The organism is Sphingopyxis yananensis (genome assembly GCF_020687785.1).
Classification (GTDB): Bacteria; Pseudomonadota; Alphaproteobacteria; order Sphingomonadales; family Sphingomonadaceae; genus Sphingopyxis; species Sphingopyxis yananensis.
Window position 1 is genome coordinate 30310 of record NZ_JAJEWI010000005.1, and the last position, 16489, is coordinate 46798.

A 16489-nucleotide genomic window follows, 5' to 3' on the forward strand; every position below is an offset into this window, starting at 1 on the left:
ATATCGTCGCAGTTTAAGGAGACGAAAATGCCCAAGCTTAAGACCAAGAGCGGTGTGAAGAAGCGCTTCAAATTCACCGCTTCGGGCAAGGTGAAGCACGGCGTAGCCGGCAAGCGTCACCGCCTGATCAGCCATAACGCAAAGTATATCCGTCAGAACCGCGGCACCAGCGTGCTGAGCGAAGCGGATACAGCACATGTGCGCCTCTGGGCGCCTTATGGCCTGAAGTAAGGAGCGCTAGACTATGTCACGTATTAAACGCGGTCCTACCACGCGCGCCAAGCATAATCGTATTCTGAAGCAGGCAAAAGGCTATTATGGCCGCCGCAAGAATACGATCCGCGTAGCACGTCAAGCCGTTGAAAAAGCCGGTCAATACGCATATCGCGACCGTAAGGTTAAGAAGCGTACCTTCCGCGCTTTGTGGATTCAGCGTATCAACGCTGCTGTTCGCGCAGAAGGCCTGACCTATTCGCAGTTCATGCACGGCGTGAAGCTGGCTGGCATTCAACTCGACCGCAAAGTTATGGCTGATCTGGCCATGAACGAAGGCGGCGTGTTTACGGCCATCATCGCTCAGGCGAAGGCTGCTCTGCCAGAAGCTGCATAAGTCTAACGACTGAACGCAGGTTAAGATTTTGGGCGGTCCTTCGGGATCGCCCTTTTTCTTTGGGCAAATGGCCGATCCGCCGCCCAAAGCCCGCCTTCGGGGTTGACCCATGCCGCCCCATCGGTGAAAGCAAAATCCACGGCAAAGCGCCCCTTGGGGTGCGCGATGCCACTGGATGCACGATAAAGTCGGCCCGCAGCCCGTGTGGCCGTGAGGACAAAAGATCATGAGCGATATTGAGGCCATGAAGGCCCAGCTGGTCGGCGATATTGCCGCCGCTGCCGATCTGGACACGCTAGAGGGGCTTCGCGTTGCGACGCTGGGCAAAGCTGGCAGCGTGACCGCCCTTTTGAAGACCATGGGCAGTCTGTCCACCGAGGAACGCAAAACGCGCGGTCCCGAAATTCACGGCCTGCGCGAGGCGGTGACCGCCGCTCTGGCTGACAAGAAAGCCAGTTTGGAAGCCGCCGCGCTGGACGCGAAGCTCGCTACCGAAACGCTGGACATGACCCTGCCTGCATCGGCCCGCGCCGCTGGTAGCATCCACCCCGTTTCCCAAGTGATGGACGAAGTAGCCGAAATCTTTGCGGATTTGGGCTTTGCCGTCGCCACTGGCCCCGAAATCGAAGATGATTGGCGTAACTTCACCGCGCTGAACATTCCGGAAACCCATCCGGCGCGTGCGATGCACGATACTTTCTATTTCCCCGAAGACCGCAATGGTGCGGACGGCAATCGCATGTTGCTGCGTACCCACACCTCGCCGGTGCAGGTCCGCACGATGATGAGCGAAACGCCGCCCATCCGCATCATCGCACCAGGCCGTGTGTATCGCAGCGACAGCGACGCCACCCACACGCCGATGTTCCACCAAGTCGAAGGGTTAGTGATCGATCGCGGCATCCATATGGGCCATTTGAAATGGACCTTGGAAACCTTCCTCAAGGCTTTCTTTGAGCGCGACGATATCGTGCTGCGCCTGCGCCCCAGCTATTTCCCCTTCACCGAACCTTCGGCGGAAGTGGACGTTGGCTATAAACAAGAAAAGGGCCGCCGCGTTGTGGGCGGCAATGGCGATGCCGAAGGCCATGCGTGGATGGAATTGCTCGGCAGCGGCATGGTCAATCGCCATGTGATCGCCAATTGCGGCCTCGATCCCGATGAATATCAAGGCTTTGCCTTCGGTATCGGCATCGACCGTATCGCCATGCTGAAATATGGCATGGACGATCTGCGCGCCTTCTTTGACGGCGATTTGCGCTGGGCCGCTCATTATGGCTTCAACCCGCTGTCTGTCCCCACGCTGAGCGGAGGGATTTCCGCATGAAGATTACCCTTGATTGGCTGAAAAGCCATCTCGACACCAACGCCACGGCTGACGAAGTCGCCGCCACCCTGAACCGCATTGGTTTGGAAGTGGAAGGCATTGAAAACCCCGCTGAAAAGCTGAAGGGTTTCCGCGTTGCTAAGATTTTGACCGCCGATCCGCACCCACAGGCCGATAAGCTGCAAGTGCTGACCGTCGACACCGGCAATGGCGCAGCGCCACTGCAAGTCGTCTGCGGTGCGCCCAATGCGCGGGCTGGCCTTGTGGGCGTGCTGGGCACGGCGGGCGCGGTGGTTCCCGCCAATGGCATGGAATTGAAGGTCGCGGCGGTTCGCGGCGTCGAATCCAATGGCATGATGTGCTCCAGCCGTGAGCTGGAACTGGGCGACGACCATGACGGCATCATCGAACTGCCCGAAGGCGCGCCAATTGGCCAAGATTTCGCCGAATATGCAGGCCGTAACGATCCCGTCATCGACATTTCGATCACACCAAACCGTCAAGATTGCATGGGCGTGCGCGGTATCGCCCGCGATCTCGCCGCCGCAGGCCTTGGCACGCTGAAGCCGCTGGACGTGCCCAGCATCGAAGGCGCAGGCGAACCCGCCGTCGATTTCCGCACGGACGACACCGAAGGCTGCCCCGCTTTTTATGGCCGCACCATCAGCGGCGTCAGCAATAGCGCCGCCGCCCCCGAATGGATGCTCCGCCGATTGGAAGCCGTTGGCCAGCGCAGCATCTCGGCCTTGGTGGACATCACCAACTATGTGATGCTGGACCTTGGCCGCCCAAGCCATGTTTATGACAGCGCCAAGCTGTCGGGCACGGTCGTTGCTCGCCGTGCCAAGGATGGCGAAACCGTCACCGCGCTCAACGAAAAACTATATGCGCTGACCAGCGACATGACCGTGATCGCGGACGACAAGGGCGTTCACGATATTGCGGGCATCATGGGCGGCTTGGAATCGGGTTGCAGCGAAGGCACCACCGACGTGCTGCTGGAAATCGCTTATTTCACGCCCGAAAAAATCGCGGTCACCGGTCAAAAATTGGGCCTATCGAGCGATGCGCGTGGACGCTTTGAACGCGGGGTAGACCCCGCCTTCCTCGATGACGCAACCGCGATCATCACCGACTATATCTTGAAAATCTGCGGCGGCACGGCTTCGACCGTGAAGCGCAGCGGCGCGGCTCCGGTGGCGGATAAGGTCATTTCCTATGACCCGAATCTGTCGGCCACGCTCGGCGGCATTGCGGTAGAACCCGCCCGCCAGCGCGCAATTCTGGAATCGCTCGGCTTTGGCGTCACCGAAGGGGATATCTGGCAAATCGCCGTACCAAGCTGGCGCCGCGATATGGATGCCGCGCCTGACGTGGTGGAAGAAGTCACCCGCATCGTCGGCTTCGATAATATCGAATCGGTTCCCCTGCCCCGAGCAGATGGCGTGGCCAAGCCCACCGCGACGGCAGAACAGATGCTGGAACGCCGCCTGCGCCGCGGCGCGGCAGCGGCTGGTTTCAACGAAGCCGTCACATGGTCGTTCATCAGCGAAAAGGAAGCAGAGCCTTTCGGCGGTGGCCATTGGACGCTGGCCAACCCGATCAGCGAAGATCTGAAAGTGATGCGCCCCACTTTGCTAGCAGGCCTACTGTCGGCAGCGCAGCGCAACCAAGCACGCGGTGCAACCAGCATCCGCCTGTTCGAAATCGGTCGCCGCTATTTGGTCGATGCCGAGCGCCCCACTTTGTGCGTGGTAATGGCAGGCGATAAGCGCGCGCGGGATTGGCAAAATGGCAAGGCCGCGCCCTTTGACGCGTTCGATGCCAAAGCCGCAGCCGTGGAATTGCTGGAAGCCGCAGGCGCGCCTGCTGATCGTCTGCAAGTGATGGACGCTGTGACCGAGGGCCAGATTTGGCACCCCGGCCAATCGGCAACCCTGCGCCTTGGCCCCAAAGCCGTGCTGGCCGAATTTGGCGCGCTGCACCCCTCGCTGACCAAAGCGTTCGACGTGGATGGCCCCGTCATGGCGGTGCAAATCTTCCTCGACGCTATCCCCGCCAAGCGCGCCAGCGGCCCTGCCCGTGCGGCCTATACCCCGCCCGCGCTGCAAGCCGTGCGCCGTGACTTTGCCTTTTTGGCCCCCGAAGGCCTGTCTGCCGCCAATCTGGTGCGCATCATCAAGGGCGCGGACAAGGCGAACATCACCGATGCGCGCTTGTTCGACCGCTTCGCTGGTCAAGGCGTCCCCGAAGGCCAAGTCAGCCTTGCGGTGGAAGTCACCCTTCAACCGAAGGACAAGAGCTTCACCGATGCAGAGCTGAAAGCAGTGGCCGATAAAGTCGTCGCCGCCGCCGCCAAGGCGGGCGCATCATTGCGCGGCTAAACACCCGCCAACGCAGAAAAAAGCCCCGCTGTCCGATTCTGGCCAGCGGGGCTTTTTTTTTATATCAATCGACCAAGCGGGTCAGGCCACGACACTCTCCGCGTTCGGCATCCGTGCGGCCTCTAGCAAGCGCTTTTCAATCGATTTTACACGGCTAGCGCTGTCGATTTTATCGCCGATCAAGTCCGTCACATAAAATGTATCGACCGCCCGCTCGCCATAGGTGGCGACATGTGCGCTGTGCACCGTCACCTTGGATTGAAACAGCGCATAGGCCAATTGATTCAGCAAGGCTGGGCGGTCCTGCGCATTGACTTCAATCACCGTGAATCGATTGGATGCTTTGTTATCAATGATGACATTGGGGGCCACCGCAAAAGCATCCGCCCGCATCCGGGGCAGCGCGCGTGCTTCCAATTTGGGCAGCAATTTCTGTTTATTGGCCAGCGCGTCCTGTATCGCCCGTATCAGACGCTCGATCTGGCTGGCTTCGTCAAAGGGGCGACCCAGCGGGTCTTGCACCAAGAAATTATCCAGCGCCAACCCATCGCGCGTGGTGTGAATCCGCGCATCGATAATATTGCCGCCCGCCAAATGAATGCCGCCAGCGATCCGGTAAAACAGCCCCGCATGGTCTGTGGCCAGCACCATCACCAAGGTCGCGCCGCGATCTTCGTCGGGCACGGCGGCTATATGCAAAGGCGCCCCTTGGCTGTTGTGAATGTGAATCAAATTGGCGGCGATCACCTCAATCGGTTCGGCAATCCAATAGGATTCGGGCAGGCGCTTTGCGATATTGGAAAATTCGGCTTCCTCCATCGCCAACAAGGCGCGGGCATCCTCTTTCTTGGCCGAAATACGGGCTTCACGCCCGCGCTGCTTGTGGCCCAAGCGCAAAACCTCTTCGGCGGCGTCATATAGGGTGGACAAAAGCTGGCGTTTCCAGCTGTTCCACACTCCAGGCCCGACGGCGCGAATATCCACCACGGTCAGCACCAGCAACAAACGCAGACGTTCCGGCGATTGCACCACTTGGGCGAAATCGAGGATGGTTTTGAAATCAGCCAAATCGCGTTTGAAGGCCGTGGCTGACATCAGCAAATGATGACGCACCAACCAGCTGACCGTCTCCGTCTCCGCATCGGTCAAACCCAAACGCGGGCATACGCGCAGCGCCAATTCCGCGCCCAACACACTATGGTCGCCGCCGCGCCCCTTGGCGATATCGTGCAGCAAAACCGCCACATATAAGGTCCGGCGCGATCGAATTTGCGCCATGATCGCGGTGGACAGCGGATGGTCGTCCTTCAACCGCTCCCCTTCGATATCCGACAATAGACCAATGGCCTGAATTGTATGCTCATCCACCGTATAATGGTGATACATGTCAAATTGCATCTGGGCGACAACCCGCCCAAAATCAGGAATGAAACGCCCGAAAACCGCCGCTTCATTCATCCAGCGCAGCACGGTTTCGGGGTCGCGTGGTGACGTCAAGACATCCAGAAACAAAGCATTGGCACGCGGGATTTTCCGCACCGCTTTGGCGTCAATCAGCTTGGCGTCCAGCCGCGCTTGGCGCATCGCCTGCGGGTGAATTTCCAACCCATATTTATCGGCCAACGCAAAAATCTCGATCAAGCGGACCGGATCTTCTTGGAAAAAATGCTCATTCGGCAGGCTGATTCGCCCACGTTCCAGAACAAAACCGTTCATCTTGCCGGGGCGGCGGCGCAGCGTCGGCAAATAGCGCCTGCCGCGCTGGGCCATTTGATCGTCCAAATGCGCCAAAAATGTGCCCGTCAAATCGCCCACACTTTTGGCGTGAATGAAATAAAGCTTCATAAAGCGTTCGACGGCGCTGATCCCCGGACGCGCCTTGAAATTCATCCGTTCAGCGATTTCGCGTTGAAAATCAAAGGTCAACCGATCTTCGGCGCGGCCCGCTATGATGTGCAAATGGCACCGCACCGCCAACAAGAAATTCTCCGCCCGCGAAAATTGCCGCAATTCCCGCGCCGTCAACAATCCGGCATCAACCAATTCTGGCACAGTCCGCACACGGTGGATGAATTTGCCAATCCAAAACAGCGTATGCAGGTCGCGCAGCCCGCCCTTGCCCTCTTTGACGTTGGGTTCAACAACATAGCGCGAATCGCCCATACGCTTGTGCCGCTCGTCACGTTCAGTCAGTTTGTCGGCCACAAAGGCGCGGCTGTTGCCCGCCACAATCTCCGCCGTAAAGCGCGCTTTGGCTTCGTCATACAGGGCACGGTCGCCCCATATGAACCGCATTTCCAACAAGGCCGTGCGAATGGTCAGATCATCCTTGGCAGCGCGCAGCATTTCATCCAACGTCCGGCTGCTATGACCGACCTTCAGGCCCAAATCCCACAGCGTATAAAGCTGGGCCTCGATCACTTGTTCCGCCCAACTGGTGCGCTTGAACGGCGTCAAAAAGCCAATATCCACATCGCTGTGCGGGGCCATATCGCCGCGGCCATAGCCGCCGACAGCAATCAAGCTGATCCGTTCCCCCGCCGATGGATTGGCAAGCGGGTAGAGATAACCAAGGGTAAAATCATAAGATAGGCGCACAATTTGATCGACCAAAAAGGCCGTCGCATTGGCCACCATCCGCCCCGATGACGGATGCGCGATCAAGCGCGCAGCAATTTCGGCCCGCCCCTGCTCCAAGGCCGATTTTAGCAACGCCACCATTTCGCGCCGCCGCTTGCCATTGTCGGCGTGATTGGCGGCAATCTCCTCCAGCTTGGCACTAATGTCGCGGCGATCGATAATCTCGCGTCGATGGTCCACATGGCTGAAGAAGGCGCTCATCACTGCTCCGCTATCAAAGATTTCAACATATACAGGGCTTCCAGCGCTTCTCTGGGGGCCAATTGGTCGGGGTCGATTTGCCCCAAGGCGTCGCGCAGAGGGTCCAGCGGTGCCCTCGGTTCTTCGGCCATGACAGCGGCGAACAACGGCAAATCATCCAGCCCCGCCGCCAGTCCGCCCGTGGCCTCGCGCCCGGCTTCCAGCTTTTTTAGCACAGATTCGGCGCGGCGTACCACCGGCGCGGGAACCCCCGCCAAGCGCGCCACCGCCAAGCCATAGCTGCGGTCCGCCGGCCCATCGGCCAATTCGTGCAGCAACAGCAAATCGCCCTTCCATTCTCTCGCGCGCACATGATGCAGCGACAGGCTGTCCAATGTTTCCGACAATCGCGTCAGCTCATGATAATGGGTCGCGAACAAACAGCGGCACTGGTTCACTTCATGCACAGCCTCGACGACCGACCATGCCAGCGCCAAGCCGTCATAGGTGGATGTGCCGCGCCCCACTTCGTCCAAAATCACAAAGCTGTTGGGCGTGGCCTGGGCCAAAATCGCGGCCGTTTCGACCATTTCGACCATGAAAGTCGACCGACCCCGCGCCAGATTGTCGGAAGCCCCGACACGGCTGAACAAGCGGTCCACCAGCCCCAAGGTCGCCGATGCGGCGGGCACAAAGCCGCCCGCTTGGGCCAGCACCACAATCAGCGCATTTTGCCGCAAAAATGTCGACTTACCGCCCATATTCGGCCCCGTCACCAACCACAGTCGGTCTTGGGGGCTGAGCGACAGATCATTGGGCACAAAACGCTCACCGCTTTTTGCCAAAGCCGCTTCGACCACCGGATGACGACCGCCCACCACATCCAAGCAAGCATATTCGGCAAATTCAGGCCGCGCCCAATTGTGGCTCATCGCATGGTCCGCCAATGCGGCGGCGACGTCGATACGGGCCAAGACATCACAGCTTAGCGCAATGGCTTCGCGCCGTGCGGCGGCGGCGGCGACCAAGCTTTCCAAATGCGCCGCCTCGGCGGCCAAGGCATGGACCCCCGCCTGCGTCACGCGGCTAGCGGCTTCGTGCAAATCGCTGCTGTTAAACCGCACCACGCCCGCCAAAGTCTGGCGATGGGTAAATCCTGTATCGGGCGCCATTAAGGCGTCGCCATATTTGGCGGGCACCTCGACATGATAACCCAGCACCCCATTATGTTTGATCTTTAACGCCGATATACCCGTGCGTTCGCGATATTCGGCCTCCAGCGCGGCAATGGCTTTGCGGCCATCTTTGGCGGTTTCGCGCAGCGCATCCAAGGCCGGATCATAGGTTTCCGCAATATAACCGCCCTGCGCGGCATCGACTGGCGGTGACATCACCAACGCCCGGCTCAATTCATCAACCAGCGCGCCATGACCATCCAGCGCAGGCAACAGCCGTTCCAACAATGGCGGTAAATCACCCCGTTGGCCCATGCGTTCGCGCAAAATTCGGGCGCCCGCCAACGCGTCGCGCAATTGGCCCAAGTCGCGCGGACCACCGCGTCCCGCCACCAAACGACCCAAAGCCCGTCCCGCATCCGGCAGAGCGCGGAGTTCGGCACGAATATTTTGCCGCCAAATCGCATCGCGGGCGAAGGCATCGACCATATCCAACCGGTCGACAATCAACGCTTTATTGGTCAAGGGACTGGCCAAATCGTCGGCCAGCAAACGCGCCCCTGCGGCCGTCACCGTGCGGTCGATGGTCGCCAGCAAGCTGCCGTCCCGCGTCCCCGCCATGGTGCGGACCAATTCCAAACTTTCCCGAGTCGCGGCATCAATGGCCATCAAATCGCTGGCTTGATGGCGCACGGGCGGCTGCAAAAATGTCGGCCCGCCCGTTCCAACATGGTCCAAATAAGCGACAATCGCGCCCATCGCGCTGATTTCATGGCGGGTAAAATTACCAAACCCGTCCAGCGTTTGCACGCCGAACAGGGCCTCCAGCCGCTTTTGGCCTTGGTTACTGGAAAATTCCGATGCTGGCCGATGCACGATTTGGCGCGCCGACGACATCGGCAGGTCGGTCAAATTCTCGCTAATGAGCAATTCCGATGGGGCCAGCCGCGCCAATTGCGCATCAAGCTGGCTGCGCGGAACCGCCACCACTTCAAAACGGCCTGTCGAAATATCCGCCGCCGCCACCGCGACATCATCGCTGCCCGCCACATGAGCCAAAGCCGCCAAACGGTTGGCGCTGCGCCCTTCGAGCAAGGATTCTTCGGTCAGGGTTCCGGCGGTCACAAAGCGCACAATATCCCGCGCAACCAAGGCTTTGGACCCGCCGCGTGCCTTGGCCTCGGCGGGGGTTTCCACTTGTTCGGCAATCGCCACACGGTGTCCGGCCTTGATCAGCCGCGCCAAATAATTTTCGGCGCTATGTACGGGCACGCCGCACATCGGCACCGGTTCGCCATTTTGTTCTCCGCGCGATGTCAGAGCGATATCCAGCGTCGATGCCGCCGCCTTGGCGTCATCGAAAAATAGCTCAAAAAAATCGCCCATCCGGTAAAAGAGGAGGCAATCGGGCGCTTTCTCTTTCAGCGTCCAATATTGGGCCATCATGGGCGTGGGACCAGCAGCCGACTTGGCTTTTGCGGTGTCAGAAGATTTTGCGGACATTATGCCTTGCTTAGTGATTGCCAGCCCCTTGGCAAGGCAGAGCATGCGGCCAAGGGCCGAGTGTCTGACTTAATGTTAAAAAAAACGAAAAAAAAGCAATTGAATGCGGCCTTTTCTCATATTGAAAGGTTACATTTTCGGCGGATCAGGCTACGGAAAACTCGGCGAGCAATATTGACTATCTCTTGAGAGGAAAATTTGATGGACAGTGGCAGCAAGGTGCAGTTTCCAGATCGTGAAGCCCTGCTCTACCACAATCATGGACGTCCCGGTAAAATCGAAATTATTGCGTCCAAGCCGATGGCGACGCAGCGGGACCTCAGCCTCGCTTACTCCCCCGGCGTGGCCGCGCCCGTAAAGGCCATCGCGGAAGATCCGGCGGCAGCCTATGATTATACCGCCAAGGGCAATTTGGTGGCCGTAATTTCGAACGGAACAGCGATTTTGGGTCTCGGCAATTTGGGCGCACTGGCATCCAAACCCGTGATGGAAGGCAAGGCTGTGCTGTTCAAGCGCTTTGCCGACGTCGACAGCATCGACCTCGAAGTCAAAACCGAAGATCCCGAAGCCTTTATTAATGCCGTCGAACTGCTGGAACCCAGCTTTGGTGGTATCAACCTCGAAGATATTGCTGCGCCCAACTGCTTCATCATCGAAGCCGCGCTGAAAGAAAAAATGAACATTCCGGTGTTCCATGACGATCAGCATGGCACCGCGATCATCACCGCCGCCGGTTTGATCAATGCCTGTCATCTGACGGGCCGCGATCTGTCGACCGTCAAGGTTGTGGTCAACGGCGCTGGCGCCGCTGCCATCGCCTGCACTGCCTTGATCAAGGCCATGGGCGTGCGTCATGAAAATGTGATCATGTGCGACCGCAAGGGCACCATTTATCAGGGGCGCACCGAAGGGATGGACCAGTGGAAATCGGCCCATGCCGTTCCCACCGAAGCCCGCGACCTGACCGAAGCCTTGGTGGGTGCCGACGTGTTTCTGGGCTTGTCCGCCGCTGGCGCGCTGAAACCCGAAATGGTGAAGGATATGGCCCCTGCGCCGATCATCTTTGCCATGGCGAATCCCGACCCAGAAATTTCGCCGCCGGACGCTCGCGCCGCGCGCCCCGACGCCATCATCGCCACGGGCCGTTCGGACTATCCGAACCAAGTGAATAATGTGCTGTGCTTCCCCTTCATTTTCCGTGGTGCGCTCGACGTCCGCGCGACCGCCATTAACGAAGAAATGAAGATCGCCGCCGCTTATGCCATCGCCGATCTGGCGCGCCAGCAAGTGCCCGAAGAAGTGGCACTGGCTTATGGTGGCCGCGCTTCCAGCTTTGGTCCGGAATATATTATTCCGTCGCCATTCGACCCGCGCTTGATGGAAATTGTTCCCGCTGCCGTCGCCAAAGCCGCTAGCGAAAGCGGCGTCGCACAAGCACCGATCACGGACATGGACGCCTATCGCACGACGCTGCGTTCGCGCCTCAACCCAACCACCTCGGTGTTGACGCTGGCCTATGAATCCGCGCGGAAAAATCCCAAGCGCGTTGTGTTCGCCGAAGGCGAAGAAGAAGTGGTGCTGCGCGCCGCCATTCAATTCCGTGACGGCGGCTATGGCATTCCGGTGCTGGTGGGCCGCGATGGCCTGCGCGACAAGTTGCGCGACATGGGCGTCGCCGACCCCGAAAGCTTTGAAGTTCATAACAGCGTCAATTCGCCGCATGTCCCCCAAATGGTCGACATGCTCTATGAACGCTTGCAGCGCCGTGGCTATTTACGCCGCGACTGCGAACGTATGGTCAACCGCGACCGCAACATCTTCGGTTCGCTTTTGCTGAAAATGGGTCTGGGTGACGCCATGATCACCGGCACCACTCGCACCTATTCGCAAACGATGCGCGAAGTGCGCCGTGTGATTGATTATGCCGAGGGTAAAACCCCGTTCGGCACCCATATTTTGGTGGGCCAAAATCAAACCATCTTCATGGCAGACACCACGGTCAATGAACGCCCGTCGGCGACGCAATTGGCTGACATCGCGGAACGCACCGCCCAAGTGGCGCGCCGCATGGGCCATGAACCCCGCGTGGCTTTTCTGTCCTATTCGACCTTTGGCAACCCCGAGGGAAGCTGGTTGGAAAATATCCGCGAGGCTGTGCATATTCTGGACGAGCGTAAGCCCGAATTTGAATATGAAGGCGAAATGGCACCCGACGTGGCGCTGAACAGCAAGGTTATGAAAAAATATCCTTTCTGCCGCCTGTCTGGCCCGGCCAATGTGCTGGTCATGCCCGGCCTGCAATCGGCCAATTTGTCAGCCAAGCTGCTGCGCGAATTGGGCGGCGGCGCGGTCATTGGTCCGGTTCTGGTGGGTATGGAACATCCGGTTCAGGTTGCCACCATGGGCTCGCCCGCATCCGACCTTGTTACCCTGGCCGTTTTGGCGGCTGGCGGCATTGCGCAAGAACTGCACGACTAAGCATATAAAAATGGGCGGCTGTGCCTTGGCACGCCGCCCTCCTTCTTGTTGCTAGGACATAAAAAAAGGCCGCTCTGATGGGCGGCCTTTTTTATCTGATCGGTAATGGGCGCTTATTGGCCCGTCATACCCGGCGCACCAACGGCACCAATATTGCCAAAAATATCTTCGAAGAAGCTGCGTTCACGGCCCAATGTCGGGGTCTTGCCGCCATAGGGATTCAAACGGCTGACCGTTTCCATGCCCGTGCGATCCACCGCCGCGACATTGCCATTGGCATCAAAACGAACGCGCAGCACCTGCTGCGAAATCGGGCGCGGGCTGGCAAAGGCCAATTGGCGCGTTTCGCGCGACAGATAAAAATATTCATTATTGCTGAACTGACCAACAAAAGTTGGGCGTCCTAGCGTGCGCTCCACCGATTCGCGGTTGTCGATTCCGGGGGTGATCGCGGACGTCAACACCGTATCAGCCACATAGCCTTGGCGCCCTTTTAATTGGGTGCAGCCGCTCAGCACCAACGCAGCCGTCAAACCCGCCACAACCAAGCGCGTGCTTTTCACGGAAAGAACCGAAATCGAAAATCGCATCATCATTCTCCATAGCGCCGTTCACGATAGCAAAAGCCACCTTGGGCGCTGGCTTATGGTCTCATAACCGCAAGCAGTAACGCGGCACAAGCGGCTTTGCGTTGCGAAATTGACCGGATGGGCCCCAATGGACGAATCAGGTCGTGCCCACGCCTCTTTTCGCTCAACCATTTTCGGGATAAGCGTGGCGGCATGTTTTCGCTGCGATCACTTTTCCGCCCCAAGCCAGACGCCAATCAGGCGCTGCGCCCCTTATATGACGCCATTGTTGCGGCTGGACGGCAGCCGCACTGGTATTTGGCTGGCGAGGTTCCAGACACGCTGGATGGCCGATTTGACATGATCAGCCTGATCTTTGCACTGGTATCAAACCGCATGGCCCAAGACGAAGCGCAAGCCTTGGCCGGTGTCCATCTGACCGAAATTTTTGTCACCGACATGGACGGCCAACTTCGCCAAATCGGTTTTGGTGATATGGTGGTTGGCAAACAAGTGGGCCGCATGATGAGCGCGCTTGGGGGACGTTTGGGCGCGTATCAAAGCGATGCCAACAGTCCTGAATTTCGCAGCGCCCTGATCCGCAATATTTGGCGCGGTCAGACACCGCCCGACAGTGCTTTGGACCATGTGGCGGCGCAAGCCGCACAGATCCAAGCTGCGCTGGCCGCTACGGCCCCCGCAGACCTTGTTGATATGACCCATATTCCCGGAAGCCAAAACGCATGACCCCCGAATTTTCGCACAGCCTGACCGTCGCCGAAATTGGCCAAGGGCGCAGCATCGACCTGACAGCGGATGAGCAACAGCGCGCCTCCATCAGCCAGCGACTGCACCTGATTGATGTTCGGCAATTCAGCCTGTCAGCCAAGCTCAGCAGCATTGCCGGTGGTATTAAGGCCGTCGGTCATATTGACGCCGAAGTCGTGCAGCGCTGCGCCGCTACGGATCTGGCGGTGCCTGCCAAAATTTCCGAAGAATTTGACCTGCGCTTCTTAACCGATATCGAGCCTGACACGGCACCCGAAGACGAGGAAATCGAAATCAACAGCGATGATTGCGACATTTTACCGCTGGAACATGGACGCGTTGATATTGCCGAAGCCGCCGTTCAGACCTTATCACTGGCCCTCGATCCCTTTCCCCGTCACCCCGACGCGGACCGCATCTTACGCGAAAAGGGCGTGTTGAACGAAGACCAAACGGGTCCCTTTGCGGCCCTCGCCCAGCTCCGCGCTAAAAAGGACTAAAGCCTCCAAAGCCCCAAGAATCAAAAAGGGCGCGCTGTGCTGCACAGCGCGCCCTTTTTGATTCTTGGGGCTTAAGCGATAATCGCTTCAATCCCGCTGCTAACTTCGTCAATCGCAGCCATGCCATCCACGGCCTTTACAATGCCGCGCGCTTCATAAATCGGCAAAATCGGCGCGGTCTTGGCGCGATATTCGGCCATGCGATTGCGGACGGTTTCTTCATTATCGTCGGGACGACGCTTAAATTCTGTTCCGCCGCATTGGTCACAGACATTTTCAACCTGCGGCAGCTTGTAACGGTCATGATAACCGGAACCGCATGTCGCGCAGGAAAAACGGCCTGTGATACGATCCACTAACGCATCTTCGTCGACCTTCAGTTCGATCACATGATCCAACTTGCGTCCACGAGCGGCCAAAATTTCGTCCAACGAAATGGCTTGGGCTTCGGTTCGGGGATAGCCGTCGAAAATCACCGATACTGAATCGCCCAGTTCGTCCAAACGCTCGCCGATCAAGCCGGAAACGATTTCGTCCGACACCAATCCGCCGGCATCCATCACGGCCTTAGCTTGCAAACCCGTGGGTGTTCCGGCCTTAACCGCAGCGCGCAACATATCGCCGGTCGACAGTTGAACCATCTGATGTTCCGAAACCAGACGCTCTGCCTGCGTGCCCTTGCCGGCTCCCGGCGGTCCCAACAAAATAATATTCAGCGTCATTTGATACCCTGTTCCTGCCCCCAAAAAAGCGGGTGAGCCGGCCTTAACGGCGCGGCGCACCACCCTTCAACTTCGCTTTCTTAATCAAGTCACCATATTGGTGCGCCAACATATGGCTTTGGATCTGCGTCACTGTGTCGATGGTGACGTTCACCACGATCAACAGGCTGGTCCCGCCAAGCGCAAAGGGCAGCCCCGATGACGCGATAAAAGATTCCGGTACCAAACAAATGGCGACCATATATGCCGCGCCAATCACGGTGATGCGCGTCAGCACATAATCGAGATAATTGGCGGTATTCTTGCCCGGGCGAATGCCCGGAATGAAGCCATTTTGACGCTTCAGATTATCTGCCGTTTCTTCGGGGTTGAAGACAACCGCAACATAAAAAAAGCAAAAGAAGATAATGCCGATGGCATAAAGCGCCATGTACAGCGGCTGACCATGCGCCAGATATTGGTTGAGCGTGATCAGGAAGTTCGATCCAGCCGAATCGCCCGTCATGCCGCTGCCCATCATTTGGGTGATGGTCACTGGCATCAGCAATAAGGATGATGCAAAGATCGGCGGAATCACACCAGCGGTGTTGACCTTCAATGGCAAATGGCTGCGTTCAGCTTGCATCACCCCGCGCTGTGTCGCACGCTTGGGATATTGCACCAAAACGCGGCGCTGCGCACGCTCGACAAAGGCGATCAAGGCGATCAAACCAATGGCGCCAACCAGTACCAGCAACACCGTGCCGCCGCCCATCGACCCTTCACGGACTTGGGCGAACATCTGGCTAAAGCTGCGTGGCAATTGCGCCAAAATACCGGCCATGATGATCAAGGATACACCATTACCAATACCACGGCTGGTGATTTGCTCGCCCAGCCACATCAGGAACAAGGTGCCGCCGATGATGCTGATCACCGCGCCAATACGGAAGAACATGCCAGGGTCAACAACCGCCGCAATATTCTGGCTGGCGCCCAAGGTTTCCAGACCAACAGCCAAGAAATATCCCTGAATGGCGGTCAGGCCCACTGTGCCATAGCGCGTATATTGATTGAGCTTCTTACGGCCGCTTTCACCCTCTTTTTTCAGGGCAGCAAGGCTAGGCGACAAAGCCGATGCCAACTGCACCACAATCGAAGCGGTGATATAGGGCATGACGCCAAGCGCGATGATGCTCATGCGCTCAAGGCTGCCGCCCGAAAATGTGTTAAAAATGTCCAAAACGCCGCCCGAAGCCGCCGTGCTGTACAAGCGCGACAGCGCCACAGGGTCAACACCCGGCAGCGGAACAAAGGACAGGAAGCGGAACACGATCAACGCACCCAGTGTAAACCAGATACGATTTTTCAGTTCGGTTGCTTGTCCGAATTTTGAAAAGTTCAGATTAGATGCAAGCTGGTCGGCGCGAGAGGCCATGATATCTTTCCTCAGTGGCGGACCGCGCCCCCGCGATCCGGCGCCTATGTGCGTTCACTGCCAAGGAAGCGCAAGGGGAAAGGCCCAATTTGATGCGCAAGATTTAATCAAATCGCGCAGCAATGTCAGTTTTGCATCAACAGATCGGGTTATCCGGTCCGTCAGACTTAAATCCTTGCCGCTATTCTCAGCGGCTGGGCTGCGATAGGCAAGCCC

At 58.2% G+C, this 16489-nt stretch carries 12 protein-coding genes; 7 read left to right on the forward strand and 5 right to left on the reverse strand.

Annotated features, from left to right (window positions below; translation table 11 throughout):
• Positions 1-27: 27 nt before the first annotated feature.
• The 4 genes from rpmI (at position 28) to pheT (ending at position 4321) form a co-directional block, all read left to right on the forward strand.
• Positions 28-231: a 50S ribosomal protein L35 gene (rpmI, locus tag LKO31_RS02580; protein WP_227688519.1), complete on the forward strand. Its 204-nt coding sequence runs from the start codon at positions 28-30 to the stop codon at positions 229-231.
• Between the two features lie 13 nt (positions 232-244).
• Positions 245-610, forward strand: a complete 366-nt coding sequence (rplT, locus tag LKO31_RS02585) for a 50S ribosomal protein L20 (RefSeq protein WP_227688520.1) — start codon at positions 245-247, stop codon at positions 608-610.
• A gap of 226 nt (positions 611-836) precedes the next feature.
• A complete protein-coding gene (gene pheS, locus LKO31_RS02590) occupies positions 837-1937 on the forward strand; it encodes a phenylalanine--tRNA ligase subunit alpha (protein ID WP_227688521.1) in 1101 nt (366 codons plus the stop codon).
• A complete protein-coding gene (pheT, locus tag LKO31_RS02595) occupies positions 1934-4321 on the forward strand; it encodes a phenylalanine--tRNA ligase subunit beta (RefSeq protein WP_227688522.1) in 2388 nt (795 codons plus the stop codon). Before pheS ends, pheT begins: the two co-directional genes overlap by 4 nt.
• 81 nt (positions 4322-4402) lie before the next feature.
• On the opposite strand, the gene LKO31_RS02600 is transcribed toward pheT, so the two are convergent.
• Together LKO31_RS02600 and mutS are read right to left on the reverse strand one after the other, a co-directional pair.
• Complete coding sequence (locus LKO31_RS02600; RefSeq protein ID WP_227688523.1) at positions 4403-7162, reverse strand: [protein-PII] uridylyltransferase; 2760 nt, start codon at positions 7160-7162, stop codon at positions 4403-4405.
• On the reverse strand, positions 7162-9819 hold the full coding sequence (gene mutS / locus LKO31_RS02605) for a DNA mismatch repair protein MutS (RefSeq protein ID WP_227688524.1): 2658 nt from the start codon (positions 9817-9819) through the stop codon (positions 7162-7164). The genes LKO31_RS02600 and mutS overlap by 1 nt, the downstream gene beginning before the upstream one ends.
• Positions 9820-10020: 201 nt before the next feature.
• Between mutS and LKO31_RS02610 the strand changes: the two genes are divergently transcribed.
• Positions 10021-12297: an NADP-dependent malic enzyme gene (locus LKO31_RS02610; protein ID WP_227688525.1), complete on the forward strand. Its 2277-nt coding sequence runs from the start codon at positions 10021-10023 to the stop codon at positions 12295-12297.
• A 113-nt stretch (positions 12298-12410) separates the two neighbouring features.
• On the opposite strand, the gene LKO31_RS02615 is transcribed toward LKO31_RS02610, so the two are convergent.
• Positions 12411-12887 (reverse strand): outer membrane protein assembly factor BamE, encoded by a 477-nt coding sequence (locus LKO31_RS02615; protein ID WP_227689546.1) that lies wholly within the window; start codon positions 12885-12887, stop codon positions 12411-12413.
• Positions 12888-13079: 192 nt separating this feature from the next.
• On the opposite strand from LKO31_RS02615, the gene LKO31_RS02620 reads away from it, so the two are divergent.
• Both LKO31_RS02620 and LKO31_RS02625 read left to right on the forward strand, forming a co-directional pair.
• Positions 13080-13613, forward strand: a complete 534-nt coding sequence (locus LKO31_RS02620; protein WP_227688526.1) for a ubiquinol-cytochrome C chaperone family protein — start codon at positions 13080-13082, stop codon at positions 13611-13613.
• Positions 13610-14134 (forward strand): YceD family protein, encoded by a 525-nt coding sequence (locus LKO31_RS02625; RefSeq protein WP_227688527.1) that lies wholly within the window; start codon positions 13610-13612, stop codon positions 14132-14134. Before LKO31_RS02620 ends, LKO31_RS02625 begins: the two co-directional genes overlap by 4 nt.
• 71 nt (positions 14135-14205) lie before the next feature.
• On the opposite strand, the gene LKO31_RS02630 is transcribed toward LKO31_RS02625, so the two are convergent.
• Positions 14206-14856 carry an adenylate kinase gene (locus tag LKO31_RS02630; RefSeq protein WP_227688528.1) on the reverse strand — a complete coding sequence of 217 codons (651 nt, stop codon included), beginning with the start codon at positions 14854-14856 and terminating at the stop codon, positions 14206-14208.
• Positions 14857-14899: 43 nt separating this feature from the next.
• Positions 14900-16273, reverse strand: coding sequence for a preprotein translocase subunit SecY (secY, locus tag LKO31_RS02635; protein WP_227688529.1), 1374 nt, complete (start codon positions 16271-16273; stop codon positions 14900-14902).
• Positions 16274-16489 lie beyond the last annotated feature (216 nt).

Coding starts and splice junctions, on each gene's coding strand:
- rpmI (WP_227688519.1), top strand. CDS start 28: ATGCCCAAGCTTAAGACCAAGAGCGGTGTGAAGAAGCGCTTCAAATTC.
- rplT (WP_227688520.1), top strand. CDS start 245: ATGTCACGTATTAAACGCGGTCCTACCACGCGCGCCAAGCATAATCGT.
- pheS (WP_227688521.1), top strand. CDS start 837: ATGAGCGATATTGAGGCCATGAAGGCCCAGCTGGTCGGCGATATTGCC.
- pheT (WP_227688522.1), top strand. CDS start 1,934: ATGAAGATTACCCTTGATTGGCTGAAAAGCCATCTCGACACCAACGCC.
- LKO31_RS02600 (WP_227688523.1), bottom strand. CDS start 7,162: ATGAGCGCCTTCTTCAGCCATGTGGACCATCGACGCGAGATTATCGAT.
- mutS (WP_227688524.1), bottom strand. CDS start 9,819: ATGTCCGCAAAATCTTCTGACACCGCAAAAGCCAAGTCGGCTGCTGGT.
- LKO31_RS02610 (WP_227688525.1), top strand. CDS start 10,021: ATGGACAGTGGCAGCAAGGTGCAGTTTCCAGATCGTGAAGCCCTGCTC.
- LKO31_RS02615 (WP_227689546.1), bottom strand. CDS start 12,887: ATGCGATTTTCGATTTCGGTTCTTTCCGTGAAAAGCACGCGCTTGGTT.
- LKO31_RS02620 (WP_227688526.1), top strand. CDS start 13,080: ATGTTTTCGCTGCGATCACTTTTCCGCCCCAAGCCAGACGCCAATCAG.
- LKO31_RS02625 (WP_227688527.1), top strand. CDS start 13,610: ATGACCCCCGAATTTTCGCACAGCCTGACCGTCGCCGAAATTGGCCAA.
- LKO31_RS02630 (WP_227688528.1), bottom strand. CDS start 14,856: ATGACGCTGAATATTATTTTGTTGGGACCGCCGGGAGCCGGCAAGGGC.
- secY (WP_227688529.1), bottom strand. CDS start 16,273: ATGGCCTCTCGCGCCGACCAGCTTGCATCTAATCTGAACTTTTCAAAA.